Source organism: Candidatus Binatia bacterium, assembly GCA_035631035.1.
Classification (GTDB): domain Bacteria; phylum Eisenbacteria; class RBG-16-71-46; order SZUA-252; family SZUA-252; genus DASQJL01.
On record DASQJL010000082.1, the window covers coordinates 1 to 20,984 of the forward strand.

21 protein-coding genes are annotated in these 20,984 nt (G+C 72.5%); all 21 read right to left on the bottom strand.

Annotated elements, in window-relative coordinates:
• Positions 1 to 333 (bottom strand): aminotransferase class I/II-fold pyridoxal phosphate-dependent enzyme (locus VE326_08875; GenBank protein ID HYJ33316.1); only part of this gene is annotated, 333 nt, incomplete at its 3' end.
• Positions 320 to 1,447, bottom strand: a complete 1,128-nt coding sequence (gene speY, locus VE326_08880) for a deoxyhypusine synthase (GenBank protein ID HYJ33317.1) — start codon at positions 1,445 to 1,447, stop codon at positions 320 to 322. The genes speY and VE326_08875, both read right to left, overlap by 14 nt.
• A gap of 3 nt (positions 1,448 to 1,450) precedes the next feature.
• Entirely contained in the window at positions 1,451 to 2,161 is a 711-nt protein-coding gene (locus tag VE326_08885) for an SDR family NAD(P)-dependent oxidoreductase (GenBank protein HYJ33318.1), read from the bottom strand.
• A gap of 14 nt (positions 2,162 to 2,175) precedes the next feature.
• On the bottom strand, positions 2,176 to 2,820 hold the full coding sequence (locus VE326_08890) for a hypothetical protein (protein ID HYJ33319.1): 645 nt from the start codon (positions 2,818 to 2,820) through the stop codon (positions 2,176 to 2,178).
• Positions 2,817 to 4,595 carry a BatD family protein gene (locus VE326_08895; protein ID HYJ33320.1) on the bottom strand — a complete coding sequence of 593 codons (1,779 nt, stop codon included), beginning with the start codon at positions 4,593 to 4,595 and terminating at the stop codon, positions 2,817 to 2,819. The genes VE326_08890 and VE326_08895 overlap by 4 nt, the downstream gene beginning before the upstream one ends.
• Positions 4,585 to 5,280, bottom strand: a complete 696-nt coding sequence (locus VE326_08900) for a hypothetical protein (protein HYJ33321.1) — start codon at positions 5,278 to 5,280, stop codon at positions 4,585 to 4,587. The genes VE326_08895 and VE326_08900 overlap by 11 nt, the downstream gene beginning before the upstream one ends.
• Positions 5,277 to 6,278, bottom strand: coding sequence for a VWA domain-containing protein (locus tag VE326_08905; protein HYJ33322.1), 1,002 nt, complete (start codon positions 6,276 to 6,278; stop codon positions 5,277 to 5,279). Before VE326_08905 ends, VE326_08900 begins: the two co-directional genes overlap by 4 nt.
• 10 nt (positions 6,279 to 6,288) lie before the next feature.
• The gene (locus VE326_08910) at positions 6,289 to 7,275 is read right to left on the bottom strand and encodes a VWA domain-containing protein (protein ID HYJ33323.1); all 987 of its coding nucleotides are present in this window, start codon (positions 7,273 to 7,275) and stop codon (positions 6,289 to 6,291) included.
• A gap of 3 nt (positions 7,276 to 7,278) precedes the next feature.
• The gene (locus VE326_08915) at positions 7,279 to 8,370 is read right to left on the bottom strand and encodes a hypothetical protein (protein HYJ33324.1); all 1,092 of its coding nucleotides are present in this window, start codon (positions 8,368 to 8,370) and stop codon (positions 7,279 to 7,281) included.
• Positions 8,367 to 9,245 carry a DUF58 domain-containing protein gene (locus tag VE326_08920; GenBank protein HYJ33325.1) on the bottom strand — a complete coding sequence of 293 codons (879 nt, stop codon included), beginning with the start codon at positions 9,243 to 9,245 and terminating at the stop codon, positions 8,367 to 8,369. The genes VE326_08915 and VE326_08920 overlap by 4 nt, the downstream gene beginning before the upstream one ends.
• Positions 9,246 to 9,267: 22 nt before the next feature.
• Positions 9,268 to 10,266 carry a MoxR family ATPase gene (locus VE326_08925; protein ID HYJ33326.1) on the bottom strand — a complete coding sequence of 333 codons (999 nt, stop codon included), beginning with the start codon at positions 10,264 to 10,266 and terminating at the stop codon, positions 9,268 to 9,270.
• Positions 10,267 to 10,279: 13 nt separating this feature from the next.
• Positions 10,280 to 11,587: a serine hydroxymethyltransferase gene (gene glyA, locus VE326_08930; protein HYJ33327.1), complete on the bottom strand. Its 1,308-nt coding sequence runs from the start codon at positions 11,585 to 11,587 to the stop codon at positions 10,280 to 10,282.
• Positions 11,588 to 11,618: 31 nt separating this feature from the next.
• The gene (locus VE326_08935; protein ID HYJ33328.1) at positions 11,619 to 12,581 is read right to left on the bottom strand and encodes a branched-chain amino acid transaminase; all 963 of its coding nucleotides are present in this window, start codon (positions 12,579 to 12,581) and stop codon (positions 11,619 to 11,621) included.
• 42 nt (positions 12,582 to 12,623) lie between these two features.
• Complete coding sequence (locus VE326_08940) at positions 12,624 to 13,109, bottom strand: low molecular weight protein arginine phosphatase (protein HYJ33329.1); 486 nt, start codon at positions 13,107 to 13,109, stop codon at positions 12,624 to 12,626.
• Between the two features lie 63 nt (positions 13,110 to 13,172).
• Complete coding sequence (locus VE326_08945; GenBank protein ID HYJ33330.1) at positions 13,173 to 13,787, bottom strand: Sua5/YciO/YrdC/YwlC family protein; 615 nt, start codon at positions 13,785 to 13,787, stop codon at positions 13,173 to 13,175.
• A 16-nt stretch (positions 13,788 to 13,803) separates the two neighbouring features.
• Positions 13,804 to 14,277 (bottom strand): 5-(carboxyamino)imidazole ribonucleotide mutase, encoded by a 474-nt coding sequence (gene purE / locus VE326_08950; protein ID HYJ33331.1) that lies wholly within the window; start codon positions 14,275 to 14,277, stop codon positions 13,804 to 13,806.
• Complete coding sequence (purD, locus tag VE326_08955) at positions 14,274 to 15,575, bottom strand: phosphoribosylamine--glycine ligase (GenBank protein HYJ33332.1); 1,302 nt, start codon at positions 15,573 to 15,575, stop codon at positions 14,274 to 14,276. Before purD ends, purE begins: the two co-directional genes overlap by 4 nt.
• Complete coding sequence (gene gatB, locus VE326_08960) at positions 15,575 to 17,023, bottom strand: Asp-tRNA(Asn)/Glu-tRNA(Gln) amidotransferase subunit GatB (GenBank protein HYJ33333.1); 1,449 nt, start codon at positions 17,021 to 17,023, stop codon at positions 15,575 to 15,577. Before gatB ends, purD begins: the two co-directional genes overlap by 1 nt.
• A 41-nt stretch (positions 17,024 to 17,064) precedes the next feature.
• The gene (gene gatA / locus VE326_08965; protein ID HYJ33334.1) at positions 17,065 to 18,558 is read right to left on the bottom strand and encodes an Asp-tRNA(Asn)/Glu-tRNA(Gln) amidotransferase subunit GatA; all 1,494 of its coding nucleotides are present in this window, start codon (positions 18,556 to 18,558) and stop codon (positions 17,065 to 17,067) included.
• Positions 18,555 to 18,842: an Asp-tRNA(Asn)/Glu-tRNA(Gln) amidotransferase subunit GatC gene (gene gatC / locus VE326_08970; protein ID HYJ33335.1), complete on the bottom strand. Its 288-nt coding sequence runs from the start codon at positions 18,840 to 18,842 to the stop codon at positions 18,555 to 18,557. Before gatC ends, gatA begins: the two co-directional genes overlap by 4 nt.
• A complete protein-coding gene (locus VE326_08975; GenBank protein HYJ33336.1) occupies positions 18,832 to 20,982 on the bottom strand; it encodes a UvrD-helicase domain-containing protein in 2,151 nt (716 codons plus the stop codon). The genes gatC and VE326_08975 overlap by 11 nt, the downstream gene beginning before the upstream one ends.
• Positions 20,983 to 20,984 lie beyond the last annotated feature (2 nt).

The following is a 20,984-nucleotide window of genomic DNA, read 5'->3' on the forward strand; positions in this document are numbered from 1 at the left end:
CTGGACCACCGCGCTCGCGGTGGCGAAATAGGTGAACGCGGGCACGATCACCTCGTCACCGGGACCCACGCCGAGGGCCGCGAGCCCGATCGAGATCGCCGAGGTGCCCGAGGAGACGCCGATCGCGTGCCGCGCTCCGAGGGCGGAGGCCAGCTCCCGTTCGAAGGCGTCGTGCTCGGCGCCCAGGATGAACTGTCCCGACGCGAGCACCCGCTCGAAGTCGCGGGCCAGCTCCGCGGCGATCGGCGCATGCGCGCGCGCGAGATCGAGCAGCGGCACCGGGCGCGCCGCTTCCGCGGGCGCCGCCTCGGCCGCGAGCTTACCGGCGCTCATGGGTGGCCTCCGCCGCGAGCCGCGCGCCGTGGGCCGCCTTCAGATCGTTCAGAAGCGCGTCGCGCTTTCCGTAGATCCGCTTGAGCGGGCGCTCCGCGTGCTTGGAGAGCGCGTAGGCGGTGAGGATCGGGAGCGCCACCGTGCTGTCCACGTAGGCCACCACCGCGTCGGGAAGCTTCTCGGGATCGATCTTCCCCCACGACACCGCCTCCGCGGGCGTGGCGCCCGAAAGCCCGCCGGTGTCGGCGCGGGCGTCGGTGAGCTGCAGGAAGTAGTCGTGCCCCGCCTCGTCCAGACCCAGCACCTCCTGGATCTGCGGCTCGGTCTGGAGCGCGAAGTTCTTGGGCGACCCGCCCCCCAGGATCAGGATCGCGCTCTTCCCGCCCGCCTTCTTCGCGCCGTAGACGATGGCCGCGGTCTCGTTCACGTCCCGGAAGACGTCCCACTGGATCGGCTCCCCCTCCAGGGAGAGCGCCGCCGCGTTCATGCCGATCGAGGAATCGCCCGGGGACGAGGTGTAGAGCGGCACCTCCAGCCGGTGCGCTGCCGCCACGAGCGAGACCTCCCCCTGGTTCAGCGCGCGCTCGCGCTCGGCCACGTAGCGCCCCACGCGGTAGTGGAACTCGGCCGTGCCCATCGGCCGGTGGAACTCCGGCTGGCGCATCACCTCGCGGAAGAAGGCGTCGGTGCGAAGCAGCACGTCGTAGTCGAAGAAGATGTCGAAGATCCGGACGATCCCCTGCTCGCGCAGCACCACGTCGTCGGCGTTGGCGCGCCCCTGGTGCATCGTGAGCCCGATGCCGAAATGGGTGTCGTGGTAGAGATTGGCGCCGGTCGAGATGACCCAGTCGACGAACCCGGCCTTGAGGAGCGGAATCAGGCAGGAGCGCCCCATGCCCGCCGGCGTGAGCGCGCCGCTCAGCGTGAGCCCCACCGTGACGTCGGGCTCGAGCATCTTCTCCACCAGGAGGCGGCACGCCTCCCGGAGGCGCGCGCCGTTGTAGGCGAGGAACGCGGTATCCACGAGCCGGTCCACCGTGATGCCGGGACGGATCGGATCGGGAGCGATCGAGGGGCCCTTCGAGTAGCGCGGCGATTTCGACGACGAAGCCATGGCTCAGGCCTTTCCGTAGATGGGGATGAGCGCTCCGGTGACCGCGGCCGATGCCTCCGAGCCGAGGTACGAGAGGAGTGCTGCGATCTGTTCGGGGCGGACCCAGGTCGCGACGTCGGCCTTCGGCATCGCGGCCCGGTTCTGCGGCGTGTCCACGAGGCTCGGAAGCACCGCGTTGGCGGTGACGCCGTCCTTCTTCAATTCCTGCGCCAGCGTGGCGACCAGCGCGTGCAGCCCGAGCTTCGAGGCCGCGTAGGGCGCCGCTCCGGCCTGGGCCTGCACGGCGCCCCGCGAGGAGACGAAGAGGAGCCTGCCTCCCCCCGATCGCTTGAGATGGGGAATCGCGTGCTTCGCGGCCCAGAACGCGGAGAGGAGATTCAGCTCGATCATGCCGCGCACCGAGGCCTCCGGGAGCTGTTCCACCGGGACGCCGCCCTCGTAGCCCCCCGCGATGTGGGCGAGCACGGCGAGGCCGCCCAGCCGCGCGGCCGCGCCGTCCACCGCCCCGCGCGTGGAATCGTGGTCGGTGACGTCGGCCTGGAACCCGGCCAGTCGCCCCGATTCGACCTCGGAGGCGTGCGCGGCGCGGAGCCGCTCCCACTCGGCGGGCGCTCGATAGGTCACCGCCACGGCGTCGCCGTCCTGGAGAAACCGCGCCGTCACGGCGCTTCCGATGGAGCCGGTCCCGCCGGTGATCAACACGCCCCGCGCCATGAGCCTCCCTGCCGCTAACGTGAACGGAAGCCGGCAGTATAGCGTGGGGCGTCGGCGACGTTCCAGAGCGCCGCTCTGGGGACCCATCCCACGGGGCTTCCCCCGATGATCACCTCGACGTCGTCGCCGTGGACACGCCCGGCGCGGGCGCGCTCTCCGGCGCGCATGAGGATCGGCGCGCGGGGGGTTTCGTCCACGCCGCTCCGCGCCTCGACGCTCATGGCCACCACGACGGCTTCGGGATGACGCCGCTCGGTGACCGCTCCCGCCGTGAGCCATGCCGCCAAAAGCAGCCCGGCGGCAACGCCCGCGGCGGCTCCGCGCGGAAGCCAGCGGCCGAGGCGTCCCGCGGGGAGGCGGCGCTCCGAGCGCGCGATCGCCGCGATGCCCGCGGCCGCCCCGAGCGCGACGAGGAGCGCTGCGAGCCACCATCCCTCCGCCGCCGAGAGGGCGATGGCGGGACCGCGCGGCATGGGCGGAAGGTCCTCTCCGCGCGCGGCCGCCACGGTCCGCTCGGCGATGGCCAGGTTTCGCCGGATGTCGCCCGCGCGCGGATCGATCCGCTTCGCGGCGAGCAGGAACGCGGTCGCCTCGCCGATCGAGCCGCGCCCCAGCGCCGCGGTGCCCGCGTCGTAGAGGACGCCCGCGTCGCCGGTCATGCCGCCTCCCGCGCCAGCCGCTCGACGAACGTCCGCGCCCCGGCGATCGCCTCACTGGCGGCACCCGGCGTGGCCGGCGCGAACGCGATCCGCTCCAGCGATTCCAGATTCCGCCGCGCCTCCTCGACCATGGCCTCGCCGGCGCCCGCATCGAGAGCGCGACGCAGCGTCTCCTCCCGCGAGCGCCCCTCCACGTCGGCGCCGTAGCGGACCCCGAGCGACTCGCCCAGCATCGCCGCGGCCCGGGCCGCCGCCGACGCGGCCGGAAGGCCGGAGCCCTCGAGCGCGGCCAGCTCGCGCGCGAGACGCTCCAGCTCCGAGCGCCGGCGCCGCTTCGGGTCGAGCCGGGCGCGCCGGCGCGCGCCGGCCGCGAGCGCCGCGCCCGCGAGCGCCGCAAGCGATCCGGCGCCGAGGGCCGCCGCGCCGGCCGGAGGCCCCAGCGAGAGCGACCCCCGCGGACCGGGGGTTTTGCGCGGGGCCGCCGGCGGCTCCATCGGCGCGGCCGCGGCCAACGTGGAGTCGCCGCCCGCGACGACACGGATCGGGATCGAGTCGGAGGTCTGCGTGTGGAAGCGCCCGTCTTCCGGATCGAACCAGGAGAAGCGGATCGGCTCGATGGCGAAGGTGCCGGGGACCTCGGGAACGAACGCCTTCTCGTGGCGCCGCTCGCCGCGGACCTCGAGCCCCTCGTTGCGCGCGCTGACCGCGCCGGGCGATTCGAAGGAACGGAGCGGGAGCGACGCGCCGACGTCGGGATCGCCCGCGGTGTTCAGGTTTCCCGCGCCGCGGAGGATCGTGGTGACCGTGACCGGCTCGCCGGCGCGCGCGACGAGGCGGTCCACCCGGACGTCCATCGAGAGGCGGCCCACCGCGCCCCGGAAGCCCGGCGGAGCGCCCCCGGGCAGCGGGAGCACGGTGACCGTGGCACTCTCGGTCTGGAGGGGGATCGTTTCGATCTGCGTCTCGGGGAATCCGAGAAGGCTCCAGGGATCGGGCGCGGTGGTCGAGCGCGCGACGCGCGCCTCGATGCGGCCGGGGCCCAGCGTGAGCTTCCCCGTGCGCGTCGGGAAGTAGGCCACGTCCTGCTCGTAGGCGATGTAGTCCTCCTTGCCCACCCGCACGCGGCCGCGCTTCATCTCGCCGAGCGACTCCTTCCAGAAGCCGTTCGCCTCGGCCACCTCCCACATCGGGACCTCTTCCAGGCGGTCGCGCGCGAAGAGGACGAAGCGTGCCGTGATCTGCTGGTTCCAGTAGGCGCGGCGCCGGTCCACGACCAGCCGGACGAACATCTCGGGCAGGCTCTCGTCGCCCCACACCCGGGGAGGGATCGCTTCTCCGGGCGGCGCTCCCGGCGGACCGGGCGCCTGCGCGCCGGCACCCCCGACCTCCAGCACGATCGGCTGGGTCTGCGCGCGCGCTCCCCCGGAAACGATCGCCACGGGAGGAATCGTGTAGCGCCCCGGGGCCGCGGCGCTCACGAGAAAGATGCTCGTGGTCGAGCGCGAGAGATTCCCGTTCACCCAGGAGAAGTTCTGGGAGTTGGCGACGCGCACGATGTGGAGCCCCGGCACCGAGGGGAGGGCGTAATCGGGCAGGCTCACGCCGCGCGCCTCGGCGACCACGGTGATCTGCGCCTCCTCCCCTACCGCGACGTGGTTCTTGTCGAGCTGCGCCTCGATGAGCAGGCGCGGCGCCGCGGCGCGCCCCGGCGCGGGGGCGACCGCGGCAAGGAGAAGGAGAACGGCGGCAATCCCGTTCCGCGCACTACCAGTCACGGACGTTCTCCCGCCTGGGCTCGCTCTGCTGCTTCTCGCGCTGGCGATCCGAGCGCCGCTCCGACTCGAGCGCATCCAGCCAGAGTTCCGCGTCGGAACGGCTCGGGATCGGGCCCGACGCGGAGGGGGGCGTGTTCTGCCGGCCGGGAGAGGGCGGCGCGTTCGGCTGCGCATTGCCCCCACCTCCCCCGCCACCCGAGCCGGGACCGGTCGGACCCTTGGACCCGGAGCCTCCCTGGTTGGGCGGCGTGGGCGGCGGCTTCGCCTCGCGCAGGCGGCGGAGCGCCTCCTCGAGGTTCTTCTTCGCGTCGGCGCGGCGCGGGTCGGCGCGAAGCGACTCCTTGTAACCCTCGATCGCCGCGTCGAGCTGGTTCTTCCGGAGCGCGTCGTTGCCCAGGTTGAACGCGGCGGCGCTCCGCGCGGGAGCGCCGTGGAGCTTCATCGCGTCCCGGAACGCCGCCGCCGACGAGTCGGCCAGTCCCAGCTTCCGGAACGCGATCCCCTGGTCGTAGCGGACGGCGGCCGAGGTCGGCTGTTCCTGGCGCGCCTCGCCGAAGGAGTGGAGCGCCGCGGCGTCCTCTCCCTTCTTCAGCTGGCGCACGCCGCGCCGCGCGGGGCCGCCCCATTCGTAGAACGCCCCGAGCGTGCTCGCGGCGAGCAGGACCAGCACGAGGGCGCGCTTCACCGCTTCCTCCGCCGCGGCACGAGCCGCTCCAGCACGAGGAGCAGCCCCGCGCCCGCGGCAAACCACGCGAACCGCTCGTCGTAGGCGCGCACCGTCTGCCCGCGCGCCTCCACGCCCCCCTCGGAGCGCATCGCGTCGGCCAGGTGGAGCGCCGCGCGGCCGGTGCCGTCCCCGCGCTCGTAGGTGCCGCCACCACGCTTGGCGAGGTCGCGGAGGAGCGGCTCGTCCAGCTTCGTCTGCACGATGGTTCCCTCGGGATCGCGGCGCTTGCCGACCACGACCCCGGTCGAGTCCACGATCGGGATCGTCGCGCCCTGCGGCGTACCCATGCCGAGCGTGAAGAGGCGCGCGCCCGCGCCGCGCGCCATGCCCGCGGCCGCGCGCGGGTCGCCCTCGAGGTTTTCTCCGTCGCTCACGAGCAGGACGGCGCGGGGCCGCTCCCCCGGCCGGCGAAGGAGCATCGAGGCGAGCCGCACCGCGCCGGCGACGTTGCTCCCGGGCTCGTCCAGATCCTCGGGCACCGCGGTCTCGACCACGGACTCGAGCCCTTGCGTGTCGGTGGTGAGGGGACTCAGCACGCGCGCGTTCCCCGCGAACTCGACGACCCCGATGCCGGAGCCCTCGAGCGCCGAGAAGAGGGAGAGGAGCTCGCGCTTGGCGGCGCGCAGCCGGTCGGGACGGACGTCGCGCGCCTCCATGCTGTGGGAGAGGTCGAGCGCGATCACGAGATCCACCCCGCGCGAGGTGGTGGTCACGAGCCGGAAGCCGGCCTGGGGGCGCGCCATCCCCGCGATCGCGAGGGCGGCCGCAGCGAGCAGGAGCGCGTGCCGGGCCCATCGGAGCCCGGCGCCGGGCGTCTGGGCCCGCAGGCGGAGCATGCGCGGCTCCCCCAGCATCCGCTCCAGGCGCCCGCGCCGCCGCTCGGCGAACGCCAGCGCGAGCAGGAGGACCGGCACCAGCCAGAGCAGCGACAGGAGTTGAGGTTCGGCCCAGCGCACGAACGGCCTCCTAGGGGTAGCGGCGGAGCCAGGTCGCGCCGAGGAGCACGTCGAGGGCGAGCAGGATCAGCCCCGCGGCCAGGAACTTCGGCCCCGCCTCGGCCCATCGGGTGTACGAACGCATCTCCACGCGCGAGGGTTCCAGCGCGTCGATCTCGTGATAGACGCGGTCCAGGAGCTCGGCCGTGGTCGCCCGGAAGTAGCGGCCGTGCGTGGTGTCGGCGATCGCCTTCAGCGTCGTCTCGTCCACGTCGGAGCGCACCCAGATGTAGTGGCGTCCCAGCACCGGGTCGTCCACCGGGAAGGGCGCCTGTCCCTGGGTCCCGGCGCCGACCGTGTAGACGCGCACGCCCACCGCGGCCGCCAGTCGCGCCGCCGTGACCGGGTCGACCGAGCCCGCATTGTTGATCCCGTCGGTCAGCAGGACCAGCACCCGGCTCTTCCCTTTCGTCAGCCGGAGCCGTTCCGCCCCGAGCGCGATCGCCGAGCCCACCGCGGTACCGTCCGGAAGCATCCCGAAGTCGAGACCGTCGATCAACGCGTTCAGGCCGTCGTAGTCGAGCGTGACCGGCGAGATCAGCTCCGCGCGTCCCGCGAAGGCGACGAGGCCGATCCGATCGTGCTCCCGCCCGCGCACGAAGCGCTTCGCCACCTCCTTCGCGACGAAGAGACGGTTCTGCGGCCGGAAGTCCTCGCAGCGCATCGAGCCCGACACGTCGATGGCGAGCAGGATGTCGATCCCCTCGCTCACGATCTCGCGCACCTCGCGCCCGGCCTGGGGGCGCGCCGCGGCCACCAGGAAGAGCGCCGCCGCCAGGGGCGCGAGCCAGGGCGCCGCGGCCGCGGCCCAGGCTTTCGGGCCCCGGGCGGAGGGAACGAGCGCCAGGCTCGGCACCGGCAGCTCGGGGTCGCGGAGCCGGGCGCGCCGGCGCGCGAAGAGCCAGAGGAGCACGGCGGGAATCAGGAGCAGGAGCAGGAGCGGCTGGCCGAAGCGCACCGGTCAGCCCTTTCCCGCGCGGGCGGCCGGCGGGCCGGGCGGGGTCCCGCCCGATCCGGCGTCGGCGCTCTCGGCCGCGGCAGGGGTCCGCGCCGGCAGGCGCTCCGGAAGGCGCTCGGCCGTGTCCAGCACGTCGAGCGCTTCGTCCCAGCCGCCGCCGCGCCGCGCGAACTTGGCGAGATCGGCGCGGGAGAGCGCCCGCCGGAGCGCGTCCACGCCGTCGGGCGCGACCGATCCGCCCGCGCGAAGGTCGCGAACGATCTCCATCGTCGTGCGGTCGCGCGTCGTGATCCCGGTGGCCGCCGCCGCGTAGTCGCGGATGGCGAGCGAGAGCCGGTCATAGAAAGCGTCGCGCGGCATCGGCTCCCCCTCCGCGCGAAGGGTGGCGATCGCGCGGCGCAGCAGAACGTCGGGCGGCTCCGCGGGGACCGGCGGCGCCTCCCCGGGCTTTCGCCGCCGCCGGATCGCGCGCGCGATCAGGATCGCGGCGACGATCGCGAGGAGGAGGAGTGCCGCGGCGACCGCATAGTCCACGCGGCGCAGCTCGGGGGTGATCGGCCCCCGGTCGGGCAGCACGGTGCCGCTCGCGGCGCGCGTCAGGGAATCCACGGCGAGGGTGTCGGCCGGGAAGAGAAGCGTGTCGCGCGCGGTCCCGTACGCCACCGGAAGGCGCACGGCGGGAAGGGCGATGGGGCCCAGGCCGAAGCCGCGGACCTGGTAGGGCCAGCGATAGACCGCCCGGTCGGCCGCCCCCTTGGTCCCGCTCGAGCGCGCCGATTCGATGCGGGGCGCCTTGGGCGCGGCCAGGTCCAGCTCGGGCGCCGCGGGGCTTCGGAGCAGCTTTCCCGGAACGGCCCCGGCGGGAAGATCGGCAGTGAGCGTCCAGACGGAAGGGTCGCCCAGCGTGACGCGGCGGGGCGAGAGGCTGCTCTTCATGAGGATCCGCCGGCCGCCGCGGATCTCCTCGCGCTCGGCGGTGGCGCCCGAGCGCTCATCGGAGCGGCGCGCGCAGCCCGCGGCGAGTAGAAGCGCCGCGGCGAGGAGGAGGACCGGCGCGAGGCGCCGCGCGGCGGGCTGGAACGGCGCGGGGATCACCCGCCCCGGTGCGCGCGCCGCTCGAAGTGCCGGATGAGGGGCGGAGCGACGGGCGCGCCCACTTCGAGCGCGATGCGCCCCGCGCGGGCGCGCGTGAAGGCCTCGGTGATTCCGCGCGCGCGCCGGGCCCGCTGCGCGCGCCACTCGGCGCGACCGCGGCGGGAGCCGAGATCGGCCCACCCCACGCGTCCGGTCTCCAGATCGCGCGCCAGGACCAGCCCCGCAGGCGGAAGCTCGCGCTCGAGGGGATCGGATACCTCGACGACGACCACCTCGTGCCGCCGCGCCAGGTAGGAGAGCGGCCGGTCGAAGTCGGAGGCGATCCAGTCGGAAACGAGCACGACGATGGCGCGGCGCCGGAGCACGCGGCCGAGGAAGGAGAGGGCTCCGGCGAGATCCGTGCCCCGCCCTTTCGGCTCGTAGGCCAGCATCTCGCGCACGACGCGGAGGGTGCGCGCCCGGCTCTTCCCCGGCGGCAGGTAGAGCTCGACCCGGTCGGTGAAGAGGAGAAGTCCCACGCGGTCGCGGTTCCGCGCCGCGGCCAGGGCGATCAGGGCGCCCGCCTCGGCGGCGATCTCGCGCTTGGTGCGCGCGCGGCTCCCGAACGCGAGCGATCCCGAAAGGTCCATCGCCACCACCACGGTCAGCTCGCGCTCCTCTTCGAAGCGCTTCACGTAGGGGCGTCCCGCCCGCGCCGTCACGTTCCAGTCGATCGCGCGCACGTCGTCGCCGACCACGTACTCGCGGACGTCGGCGAACTCCAGCCCCTTCCCGCGGAAGGCGCTGCGGTAGGCGCCGGAGAAGACCTCTTCGACCGCGCGCCGGCTCCGGATGGTGAGCCGCCGCACCTGGGCCAGGAGCTCGGGGGTGATCACGGCGATGCCGCCGCGGCCGCGCTCACGGCACTTCCACGCGCGCGAGGATGCGGCGCGTCACCTCGTCCACCGGCACCCCCTCCGCCTCCGCCTCGTAGGTGAGCAGGATGCGGTGGCGGAAGACGTCGGGCGCGAGGAGCTTGATGTCGTCCGGCGTCACGTAGGCGCGGCCGTCCAGGAACGCGTTGGCGCGGGAGGCACGCGCCAGCGCAAGCGTCGCGCGCGGCGAGGCGCCGAACTGGATGAGCGGCCGGAGGTCCAGGCCGTACCGCTCCGGCTCGCGGCTTGCGTGCACGAGATCCACGATGTAGCGGCGGATCCGGTCGTCGGTATAGATCGCGTTCACGGTGTGGCGCGCCCCGGTGATCTGATCGGCGGTGACGATCGGCTGCGGGAGCGGCGGCACCTCGCCCCCCATCCGGTCGAGGATGATCCGCTCCTCCTCGGGCGTGGGATACCCCACCTTGATCTTCAGGAGGAAGCGGTCCATCTGCGCTTCGGGAAGCGGGTAGGTCCCCTCCTGCTCGATCGGGTTCTGCGTCGCCAGCACCCAGAAGAGCGCGTCCAGCGGATAGGTCGTGTCACCGATCGTGACCTGCCGCTCCTGCATCGCCTCGAGGAGGGCGCTCTGCACCTTGGCCGGGGCGCGGTTCACCTCGTCGGCGAGGAGGATCTGCGTGAAGACCGGTCCGAACTTGGTGGCGAAGGCGCCGCGCTGCGGATCGAAGACCAGCGTCCCCGTGAGGTCGGCCGGCAGGAGGTCGGGCGTGAACTGGATGCGCTGGAAGCGCGCGTGGATCGCCTGGGCGACCGTGCGCACGGCGAGCGTCTTGGCCAGCCCCGGCACCCCTTCGAGGAGGAGATGGCCGTCGGCGAAGAGCCCGATCAGGATGCGCCGCACCATCGCGGCCTGCCCCACGATCGTCCCCTCGATGGCGGAGAGCAGGGGTGCTACGAAGGCGCTCTCCTCCCGCACGCGCGCGGTCCGTTCCTCGAGGGTCAGCGACGGTGTCTCGGGCATGCGCGTCAGCGGGTCAGGCGGCTCTGCGGGGGTAGAGCGGGAACGCCGCGCAGAGCGCCTCGACGTCGGCGCGGATCTTGGCGAGCGACGCGGGTTCGGCGCGCTTTTGGATGGCCTCGTCGATCCAGGCGGCGAGGCGGCGCATCTCGGCGACCCCGAAGCCGCGCGTGGTGACCGCGGGGGTGCCGATGCGGATGCCGCTGGTCACGGCCGGAGGCCGCGGATCGTTCGGGACGGCGTTCTTGTTCACGGTGATGCCGGCCGCATGGAGCGCGGTCTCGGCGTCGGCGCCGGAGAACCCGGCCTGCTTCAGGTCCACGAGGAGCAGGTGGTTGTCGGTTCCCCCGGTCACCAGCTGAAAGCCCCGCGCGGTGAGCTCGGCCGCGAGGGTCTTCGCGTTCTCCACGACCCGCTCGGCGTACGCGCGGAACTCCGGCGCCGCCGCTTCCTTCAGGCAGACCGCTTTCGCGGCGATCACGTGCATGAGCGGCCCCCCCTGCATGCCCGGGAAGACCGACTTGTCGATCGCTTTCGCGAACTCGGAGCGGCAGAGGATCATCCCGCTGCGCGGTCCCCGCAGGGTCTTGTGCGTCGTCGTCGTGACCGCGTCGGCGAACGGGACGGGGCTGGGATGCACGCCCGCGGCGACCAGTCCGGCGACGTGCGCCATGTCGAAGACGAAGCGCGCGCCGACCTCGTCGGCGATGGCCCGGAGCCGCGCGAAGTCGAAGAAGCGCGGATAGGCGCTCGCCCCCGCGACCAGCACCGCGGGACGGTGCTCGCGCGCGAGCCGCGCCGTCTGGTCGTAGTCGAGGAGGCCGGTCTCGGGCGACAGGCCGTACTGCACCGCCTTGAAGACGATGCCGGAGTAGCTGACCTTGTGCCCGTGCGTCAGGTGGCCGCCGTGCGCGAGCGCCATGCCCAGCAGCGTGGAGCCGGGCGCCATCAGCGCCATGTAGGTGGCGAAGTTGGCCTGCGCCCCGGCGTGCGCCTGCACGTTCACGTGCTCGGCGCCGAAGAGCGCCTTGGCCCGCTCGATGGCGAGCGTCTCGGCCACGTCCACGAACTCGCAGCCGCCGTAGTAGCGCTTCCCCGGATACCCCTCGGCGTACTTGTTCGTGAGGGGCGATCCCATCGCCTCGAGCACCGCCTCGCTCACGAAGTTCTCGGAAGCGATCAGCTCGACGGTGCTCTGCTGGCGCCGGACCTCCGCCCGGATCGCGGCGTCGATCTCGGGATCGACCGCGGCAAGCGGGCGCGCCGCCGCCGGGAGAGCGGACGGCGCGTCCGAAACCGGAGCGTCGGGAGTGCGCGGATTCATGATCGCGGCACGGGCGCGGGCGGGCGCGGTGCTAACGCGCCTTCTTCGCGGCCCGCTGCACCTTGGCGCGCGCTTCCACGGGGAAGAGCCAGCCGTGCCGGTCGCGCTCGCGTCCCTCGATGATGTCGAAGAACGCCTCTTGAAGCCGCCGCGTCACCGATCCGACGCGGCCGTTTCCGACCGGGAGCCGGTCCACCGATGTGATGGGCGTGATCTCGGCCGCGGTCCCGGTGAAGAAGACCTCGTCCGCGATGTAGAGCGTCTCGCGCGGGATCTGCTCCTCGCGGGTTTCGATCCCGAGATCCTTGGCGATCTCGAGGATGCTGTCGCGTGTGATGCCCGGCAGGATGGCGCTCGCGATGGTCGGGGTGCTCAGGACGCCGTTCTTGACGAGGAAGACGTTCTCGCCGCTCCCCTCGGCGACGAAGCCGAAGGAGTCGAGGGCGATCCCCTCTTCGTAGCCGTCCGTGACCGCCTCGAGCTTGATGAGCTGGCCGTTCATGTAGTTCGCGCCGGTCTTGGCCATGAACGGGAACGTGTCGGGCGCGGCGCGCCGCCACGAGGAGACCTTCACCGCGATGCCGGCCTCGAGCGCCTCGGCGCCGAGATACTTCCCCCAGTTCAACGTCGCGATCGCCACGTCCACCGGGACGCCGGTCGGATTCACGCCGAGCGTCTTGTGCCCGCGATAGACCACGGGGCGGATGTAGCAGGCGCCGCCGCCGTTCTTCTTGACCGTCTCCTTGGCGGCATCCATCAGCTCGCTGACGGAGTACGGGCAGTCGATCCGCGAGATCTTGCAGGAGTCGAGCAGGCGCTGCATGTGCCGGTCCAGCCGAAAGACCGCCGTCCCCTTCGGCGTGTCGTAGGCGCGGATCCCCTCGAACGTGCTCGAACCGTAGTGCACGACGTGCGAGAGGACGTGGATCTTCGCGTCCTCGTACGCCACGAACTTCCCGTTCATCCAGATGTAGCCTTGCGGCTCGCGAGACATCGCCCCTCCTTTAAACGGCCACGGCGTCCGGACGGACGCCGCCTATCGAACGCCTTCCCGCCGCTCGACGGCCTCCCGGATGACCGGGAGCCAGCGCAGCATGTGACTTCGAATCCGGTTGAATGTATCGACGTAATCATCAGGACCCCCATAGATTGGGTCCCTGACGCCGTCGTCTGCTCCCCCCTCGGCCCCGTGCTCGGACACCAGGTGGACCCGATCCGCAGAATCGGGCGCCAGGCTCTGGGCGGCGGAGACGTGGGCGGGCTCCATGGCGAGGACCAGATCGGCCTCGCGGACGAGCGCCGCCGTGAGCGGGCGGGAGCGGTGCTTCGTGAGATCGAGGCCACGTGAAGAGGCGGTCTGAATGGCGTATGCGGCGGCCGGGGCTCCCTCCCCCGCGCTCGACCCCGCCGACGATACGGTCACCCGTTCGGCGATGTCGGGCGGAAGGACGGAGCGGAGAATCGCTTCGCCCATCGGGCTACGGCAGGTGTTCCCGGTGCAGACGACGAGAACCTGGAACATGAGCCTCGCAATGTTGGAGAAAGAGCGTCGCGAAGCCCAGTCTAGGGGCCCCCCGAGGGGGCGTCAAGGGGCGCTTCCCGGCAGGGTCACCGCCCCCTGGCGCAGTACCGTAACCCGCTCTCCCTCCGCGCGTACCACCGTCGACGGAGCGCCCGAAAGAGGGCCCGAATCGACCACGAGCGCGACGCCGTCGGGAACGTCGTCGGGAGGGGGCGCCGTGGCTGCCGGCGCCGCCCCCGGAGCGTTCGCCGAGGTGGACACCACGAGTCCTCCGGCCGCCAGGATCACCTCGCGCAGGAAGGAGCTTCCCGGGCAGCGGAGCGCGACCGTTCCGCCCGGACCGAGCAGCGCCGCGGGGACGGAGGGACCGGCATCCAGCACGAGGGTGAGGGCTCCCGGCCACTGCGCGTGGATCAGCGAGGCGGCGGGCGCGGGGAGCGCGGCCATGAAGCGATAGGCGTCGCCGGGGCGCGCGACGAGTCCGATCCACCCCTTCCCCGGGCCGCGCGGCTTCAGCGACTCGAGGCGCGCGATGCCGGGCGCGCTGGCGGCGAGCGCGTGATACCCGTACAGGCCCTCGGCGGGAAGGATCGCGACGCCGCCCTCGCGGAGGGCCGCGCCGGCGCGCCGGACCGCTTCGTCCCGCGTCCCGTCGCTCAAGACGATCCGCTCGGCCAACGTGTCGCGTCCTGGGCTACAGCTTCTCGCCCCGCGCGAGCCGTTCCTTCAAGTCGTCCAGCTTGATCTGGAGCGCGGGATCGGCCAGGGCCAGGATCTGCGCCGCCAGCACCGCCGCGTTCTTCGCCCCCGCCGAGCCGATCGCCACGGTCGCGACCGGAACCCCCGCGGGCATCTGGACGGTGGAGAGGAGCGCATCCGCGCCCCCCAGGGGCGAGCCACCGAGCGGCACGCCGATCACGGGGCGCGTCGTGTGCGCCGCGACCGCGCCGGCGAGATGGTTCGCCATCCCCGCCGCCGCGATGAACACGTGGACGCCGCGCGCGGGTCCTCCGCGCACCAGCTCGCGCACGCGGTCGGGGCTCCGATGCGCCGAGGCCTGCTCCAGCTCGTTCGGAATGCCGAGCCGGTCGAGCACCTTGACCGCTTCCTCCAGCGTGGAGCGGTCCGACTCGCTCCCGATCAGGATCATCACCCGGGGCGCGCTCACGACGCGGTCCCCGCTTCGAGCGGATTGGCGGCGATGTCCTTCCGGTAGCGCATCCCCGCGAACCCGATCCGCGCCACCGCGCCGTAGGCGGCATCGCGGGCGCGCTCGAGCGTCTCGGAGCGCGCGGTGATGCCGACGACGCGCCCGCCGGCCGTGACCCAGCGGTCCCCGCGGCGGTCCACGCCCGCGTGGAAGATCGAGAGGCCGTGCGGCCAGGGGCCCTCGAGACCCTCGATCGGGACGCCCGACTCCGAGCGCTCGGGATAGCCGCGCGAGGCGAGCACGACACAGACGGCGGCGCCTTCGTGCGCGACGAACGTGGCGTGCCGCTCGGCGGGAAGCGCTCCGCGGGCGGCGGCGCGGAAGAGCGGAAAGGGATCTTCGGTCAGCAGCGGAAGCACGACCTGCGCCTCGGGATCGCCGAAGCGCGCATTGAATTCGAGCACGTGGGGGCCCTCGCGGGTGAGCATCAGTCCGACGTACAGGATGCCGCGGTACGGCGTTCCCTCTTCGCGCAGCGCGCGGAGCACGGGGTCGACGAAGCGGCGGCCGATCGCGATCGCCTCCTCGGCCGCCGGGACGCGCGCCGGGGCGCAGGCGCCCATTCCGCCGGTGTTGGGGCCGCGGTCGCCGTCCTCCAGGCGCTTGTGGTCCCGCGCGGCGGGAAAGAGCATCCACCGCTCGCCGTCGGTGAGCACGAGGAGCGAGGCTTCCTCGCCGCGCAGGCACTCCTCGACCACCACGACGGCGCCGGCATCTCCGAGGACCCGGCGGCGCATCATCGCGTCGATCGCCTCGCGGGCCGCCTCGCGCGACTCCGCGATCACGACCCCTTTTCCCGCCGCGAGCCCGTCGGCCTTGAGCACGACGGGATAGCCGAGCTGATCGGCGCCGCGCTCGGCGTCCTCGGGCGTCTCGGCGATCACGCAGCGCGCCGTCGGGAGCCCCAGCGCGAGCAGCCGCTCCTTCGCGTGGCGCTTGCTCGACTCCAGGCGCGCTCCCGCGATTCCCGGCGCCAGCACGTCGATCCCCACCCCGCGGAGCGAATCGCCGATGCCCAGCGCGAGCGAGGACTCAGGGCCGATGACGGCGAGATCGATGGAGTTGCGTCGCGCCCACGCCGTGAGCCCGCGGACGTCGGTGGTCGCGATCGGCACCCGCTCGGCGACCGGCGCCATTCCCGGGCTCCCCGGCGCGACCAGCACGTGCGGGTGGGACGGCGAATCGTGCAGGGCGCAGACGATCGCGTGCTCGCGACCACCCTGCCCCACGACCAAAATCCGGGGTCCGACTTCCATCAGCCCTCCCCGCCGAGCGCGCTTCGTAGCGCGGCCTGGAGCTTCTCGGGATGGGCCCGTCCGCGCGACTGCTTCATCGCCTGGCCCACCAGGAACGCGAAGGTCTTCTCTTTGCCGGCCCGGAACTCGGCGGCGGGGCCGGGATTCGCCGCGATCACCTCGCGCGCGAGGGCAACGAGCTCCGCCTCGCTTTCGATGGGGGCCAGGCCGTGCCGGCGCACCAGCTCGGCCGGGGGCGCCTCGTCGGTGAGCATCCGCTCGAAGAGCTGCTTGGCGATCTTCCCCGAGATCGCCCCGCTCGCGATCATCCCGATCATCGCGCCCAGCCGGTCGGCGCGGATCGGGAAGGTCTCGATCGGCTGGCCCGTCTTGTTCCGGACGGCGTTCACCTCGGTCATGATCCAGTTCGAGGCCAGCTTCGGCTGCCCCGACGCGGCGACCGCCTCCTCATAGTAGGCCGCGAGCGACCGCGTCTCCGTGAGCACTTCGGCGTCATACTCCGGGATTCCGTGGGCCGCGACCAGCCGCTCCCGCAGCGCGTCCGGCAGCTCGGGCAGCTCGGCCCGCACCGATTCGATCCACGCCGGCTCGAGGTCGAGCGGCAGGAGGTCGGGTTCCGGGAAGTAGCGGTAGTCGTGTGCCTCTTCCTTGCTACGCATCGTCTCGGCCACGCCGCGCGCGGAGTCCCAGAGGAGCGTCTCCTGGGTGATCCGGCCGCCCGACTCCACCACGCCGACCTGCCGGGCGATCTCGAACTGGATCGCTTTCTCGACGTAGCGGAAGGAATTCAGGTTCTTGATCTCGGTCTTGGTGCCGAACTCCTTCGCGCCCGCGCGCCGCACGGAGACGTTCGCGTCGCAGCGGAGGCTTCCCTCCTCCATGTTGCCGTCGCAGACGTCCAGGTAGACCAGGATCTGCTTCAGCTTGGTGAGGTAGTGGTAGGCCTCGGCGCCCGAGCGGAGGTCCGGCTCGGAGACGATCTCGATGAGCGGCACGCCCGCGCGGTTCAAGTCCACGCGCGTGGTCTCCACCCCCTCCTTCCCCTCGGGGTGGAGCGACTTTCCGGCGTCCTCCTCGAGGTGGATGCGCACGAGGCCGATCCGCTTGTGCGCGTCGTCGACGTGAATCTCCACCGCGCCCCCCTCGCAGAGCGGCCGGTCGTACTGCGAGATCTGGTAGCCCTTCGGGAGGTCGGGATAGAAGTAGTTCTTCCGCGCGAACACGCTCCGGAGGTTGATCCGGGCGCCGACCGCGAGCCCGGTCATGACGGCGAAGCGCACCGCCCGCTCGTTCGTCACCGGCAGCACGCCGGGGAGCCCGAGGCAGACGGGACAGACCTGCGTGTTCGGCGGCGCGCCGAAGCGCGTCGAGCAGCCGCAGAAGATCTTGGACCGGGTCTTGAGCTGCGCGTGCACCTCGAGCCCGATCACGGGTTCATATAAGGCCAGGGCGGCCACGCCCTGGCCTGAAGCGGCGTCCCTGGCGGCGCTCACGCGCTCACCTCCGCGGCGATCGGCGGCGCCTTGGTCGCGGCGTCGTTCCACCCTTCGTTGGCCCGGGCGATCCGCAACAGCGTCTCCTCGGCGAACGGACGCCCCACCAGTTGGAGCCCGATCGGCAGACCGGTCGCGCCGAAGCCCGCCGGGTAGGAGAGCGCCGGCACTCCCGCGAGCGAAGCCGGGATCGAGTAGACGTCGTTCAGGTACATCGCGAGCGGATCCTCCACCTTCTCGCCTAGGCCGAACGCCGTGGTCGGCGTCACCGGCAGGAGGAGCGCGTCGGTCCCGGAGAGCGCCTTCAGGAAGTCGCCCCGCACGAGCGTGCGCACCTTCTGCGCGCGCAGGTAGTAGGCGTCATAGTAGCCGGCGGAGAGCGCGTAGGTGCCGAGCAGGATGCGCCGGCGCACCTCGCGTCCGAAGCCCTGGCCGCGCGTGCGCTCGTACATCGCGCGCAGGTCGCCGCCGTTCCTGGCGCGCAACCCGTAGCGCACCCCGTCGTAGCGGGCGAGGTTGCTCGACGCCTCTGCCGGAGCGATCAGGTAGTAGGTGGCGATGGCGTGCTTCGAGCTGGGGAGCGCGACGTCGGCGAGCCGCGCGCCGTGCGCGGCGAAGGCGGCCGCGGCCGCGTCGAAGCACGCGCGGATCTCCGGCGAGAGCCCCTCGCCCTCGAGGAGGTCCCGCGGGATCCCGATCGTGAGCCCCTCCATCCCGCCCTCCAGCGCCGCGAGATCGACGGGGCGCGCCTCGGCGCGGCTGGTCATGTCGCGCGCGTCGGGACCGGCCACCGCGTTGTAGGCGAGCGCCGTGTCGCGCGCCGTGCGCGCGAAGGGTCCGATCTGGTCGAGCGAGGAGGCGAACGCGACCAGGCCGTAGCGCGAGACCGCGCCGTAGGTCGGCTTCAAGCCATAGACGCCGCAGAACGCGGCCGGCTGGCGCACCGAGCCGCCGGTGTCGGAGCCGTAGGCGATCGGCGCCTCGCGCGCCGCGACGGCCGCCGCGGATCCGCCGCTCGAGCCTCCCGGCACGCGCGCGAGATCCCAGGGATTTCGGGTCGGGTGGTAGGCGGAGTTCTCCGTCGAGGAGCCCATCGCGAACTCGTCGCAGTTGGTCTTTCCGACGAGGACCGCGTCCGCCGCGCGAAGCCGCTCGATCACGTGCGCGTCGTAGGGCGGCCGGTATCCCTCGAGGATCTTCGAGCCGCAGGTGGTCGGGATGCCGCGGATGCAGATGTTGTCCTTGATGGCGATCGGTGTCCCCGCGAGAGCACCCAGAGGCACGCCGGAGGCGCGCCTCTGATCCACGGCGCGGGCAGCGCGAAGCGCCTCCTCCGGCATCCGGTGGAGATACGTGCCCAGCTTCCCGGCGGTCTGGTCCGCGTGCGTGAGGAAGGCCCGCGTGATCTCTTCGGCGCTCACGCTCCCGGAGCGGACCGCGGCGGCGATCGCCTCGGCGGTGGCGCCGACCCCTTTCACGGATTCGCTCATACGACCTGCGGCACCCGGAAGTAGTCGCCGTCCCGATCGGGGGCCTGCGCGAGGGCTTCGTCCCGCACGTCGCAGGGCCGCTCCTCGTCGGGGCGAAGGGCCGGAGCCTTGCCCTCGGTCACCTGGCTCGTCGGCTCGATGCCGGCGACATCCACCGCCTGAAGCTGCTCGACGTACGCCAGGATCGCCTGGAGCTCCCGCACCATGCGCTCCTCCTCGGCGGGCTCGAGCTCGAGCCGCGCGAGCGCGGCGATCTTCTCGACGGTTCGGGCGTCAATCGGCATGGGACAGTTCCGCGAACGCGGCGAGGATCTTCTTGATCCCCGCGCGCCGGAATTGGATGGTCAGCTTGGCGCGCTCCCCGAACCCCTCGCTCCCCACCACGACGCCCTCCCCGAATTGCGGATGGATGACCCGGAGACCGACCGCGCTCTTGAGGGACCCCTCGGAGCGGCGCATGGCGGCCCCGGCGCTCCGGCGCGGCGAATACCGCGGCGCCTCCACGTCCCAGTGGCGCTCTTCCTGGACCAGGAGGCAGTCCTCCGGGATCTCCGACACGAAGCGCGAGATGCCGCCCCCCGACGCGTTCCAGGTGCGGCGATACGAGGCATGGAAAAGATGGACCCGCTCCCGCGCGCGCGTGAGCGCCACGTAGAAGAGCCGCCGCTCCTCTTCCAACTCGGCCGGCTCGTCCAGCGCCGAGGCGTGCGGCAGGAGTCCCTCCTCCAGGCCCACCACGAACACCACCGGAAACTCGAGCCCCTTCGCCGAGTGGACGGTCATGAGGTTCACGGCGTCCTCGGTGTCGTCCCAAAGGTCCACGTCGGTGAGCAGCGCGACCTCGGAGAGGAAGCCCTCGACCGAGGGATCCTCCGCGCGCCGGGCATAGGCCTCGGCGCCCGCGATCAGCTCCTCGACGTTCTCGATCCGCTCCTCGGACTCGGCCGGCGATTCCTCGGCGAGGTATTCCCGGTAGCGCACGGCGGCGACCACCTCGGCCACGCACGCGGGGGCGGTGCGCTCGAGGAAGGGTCGCATCCCCTCGAAGAGCGCGGCGACACCGGCCAGCTTCTTCGCCGCGGGCACGCCGAGCGCGGCCGGAAGCTCGGGATGGATCAGCGCCTCGGGCACGGTGAGCTTCCGCTCCTCGGCGAAGGCCTGGAGGCGCTCCACCGTGGTCCGGCCGATGCCGCGCGGCGGCACGTTCAGGACCCGGTACCAGGACACCGCGTCCTTCGGCTGCACCAGCGCGCGGAGATACGCGAGCACGTCCTTCACCTCGCGCCGCTCGTAGAAGGAGATCCCGCCGGTGATCTGGTAGGGGATCGCCGAGCGGCGGAGCGCGTTCTCCACCGCTCGCGACTGCGCGTTCGTCCGGTAGAGCACGACGAAGTCCTTGTTCCCCCGGTCCGACTCCCGGCGCTCCTGGAGGAGGATCGAGACGACCTTCTCCCCCTCGGCCTCCTCGTCCGGGAGCACGTGGAGGGTGAGCGGGTCGCCGGCCGGGTTCTCGGTCCAGAGCTCCTTCTCCTTGCGCGCCGTGTTGTGCTTCACGACACCGTTGGCGGCGCGGAGGATGGTCTGGGTGGAGCGGTAGTTCTGCGTCAGCCGGAGCACGGCCGCGTCCGGAAAGCGCTGCTCGAACGAGAGGATGTTCCCCACGTCCGCGCCGCGCCAGCCGTAGATCGACTGATCGTCGTCGCCGACGACGGTGAGGTTCTTGTGGAGGCGCGAGAGCCGTTCGATCAGGTCGAACTGGATCGCGTTCGTGTCCTGGTACTCGTCCACCAGGACGTGCTGGAAGCGCGTGGCGTAGTGGCGGTGCACCCCCTCGTCCAGGTCGAGCAGCTTCACCGTGTAGAGGAGCAGGTCGTCGAAGTCCATCGCCGCCCGGTCGCGCAGTCCCCGCTCGTAGCGCTCGTAGACCTCCGCCAGCTTCCGGTCCACGGGAGCGAACGCCGTCTTCGCGTACTCCGCCGCGGGAATCCCCTCGTTCTTGAGGCTCGAGATGCGCGAGCCCGCGCCCGCGGGGGTGAGGCGCTTGTCGTCGGCGCCCACCTCGCGCAGGAGCTCGCGGAGGAGGCTCCGCTGGTCGTCGGTGTCGTAGATGACGAAGGAGCGGGGATAGCCGAGCGTCTCGGCGTGGCGGCGCAGGATGCGCACGCAGGTGCCGTGAAAGGTGCCCAGCCAGACCTTGAGATCGTCCCCGCCGAGGAGCGCGGCCGCGCGCGAGCGCATCTCGCGCGCCGCCTTGTTCGTGAAGGTGAAGGCGAGGATCTGCTCGGGAAGGACGCCGCGCTCCTGCACGAGATGCGCGATGCGCCCCGTGAGGACGCGCGTCTTCCCGCTGCCCGCGCCCGCCAAAATCAGGAGCGGGCCGCCGGGGTGTTCGACGGCCTGGCGCTGCACGGGATTCAGTTGCACGT

Coding starts and splice junctions, on each gene's coding strand:
- speY (HYJ33317.1), bottom strand. CDS start 1,447: ATGGCTTCGTCGTCGAAATCGCCGCGCTACTCGAAGGGCCCCTCGATC.
- VE326_08885 (HYJ33318.1), bottom strand. CDS start 2,161: ATGGCGCGGGGCGTGTTGATCACCGGCGGGACCGGCTCCATCGGAAGC.
- VE326_08890 (HYJ33319.1), bottom strand. CDS start 2,820: ATGACCGGCGACGCGGGCGTCCTCTACGACGCGGGCACCGCGGCGCTG.
- VE326_08925 (HYJ33326.1), bottom strand. CDS start 10,266: ATGCCCGAGACACCGTCGCTGACCCTCGAGGAACGGACCGCGCGCGTG.
- glyA (HYJ33327.1), bottom strand. CDS start 11,587: ATGAATCCGCGCACTCCCGACGCTCCGGTTTCGGACGCGCCGTCCGCT.
- VE326_08935 (HYJ33328.1), bottom strand. CDS start 12,581: ATGTCTCGCGAGCCGCAAGGCTACATCTGGATGAACGGGAAGTTCGTG.
- VE326_08940 (HYJ33329.1), bottom strand. CDS start 13,109: ATGTTCCAGGTTCTCGTCGTCTGCACCGGGAACACCTGCCGTAGCCCG.
- purD (HYJ33332.1), bottom strand. CDS start 15,575: ATGGAAGTCGGACCCCGGATTTTGGTCGTGGGGCAGGGTGGTCGCGAG.
- gatA (HYJ33334.1), bottom strand. CDS start 18,558: ATGAGCGAATCCGTGAAAGGGGTCGGCGCCACCGCCGAGGCGATCGCC.
- gatC (HYJ33335.1), bottom strand. CDS start 18,842: ATGCCGATTGACGCCCGAACCGTCGAGAAGATCGCCGCGCTCGCGCGG.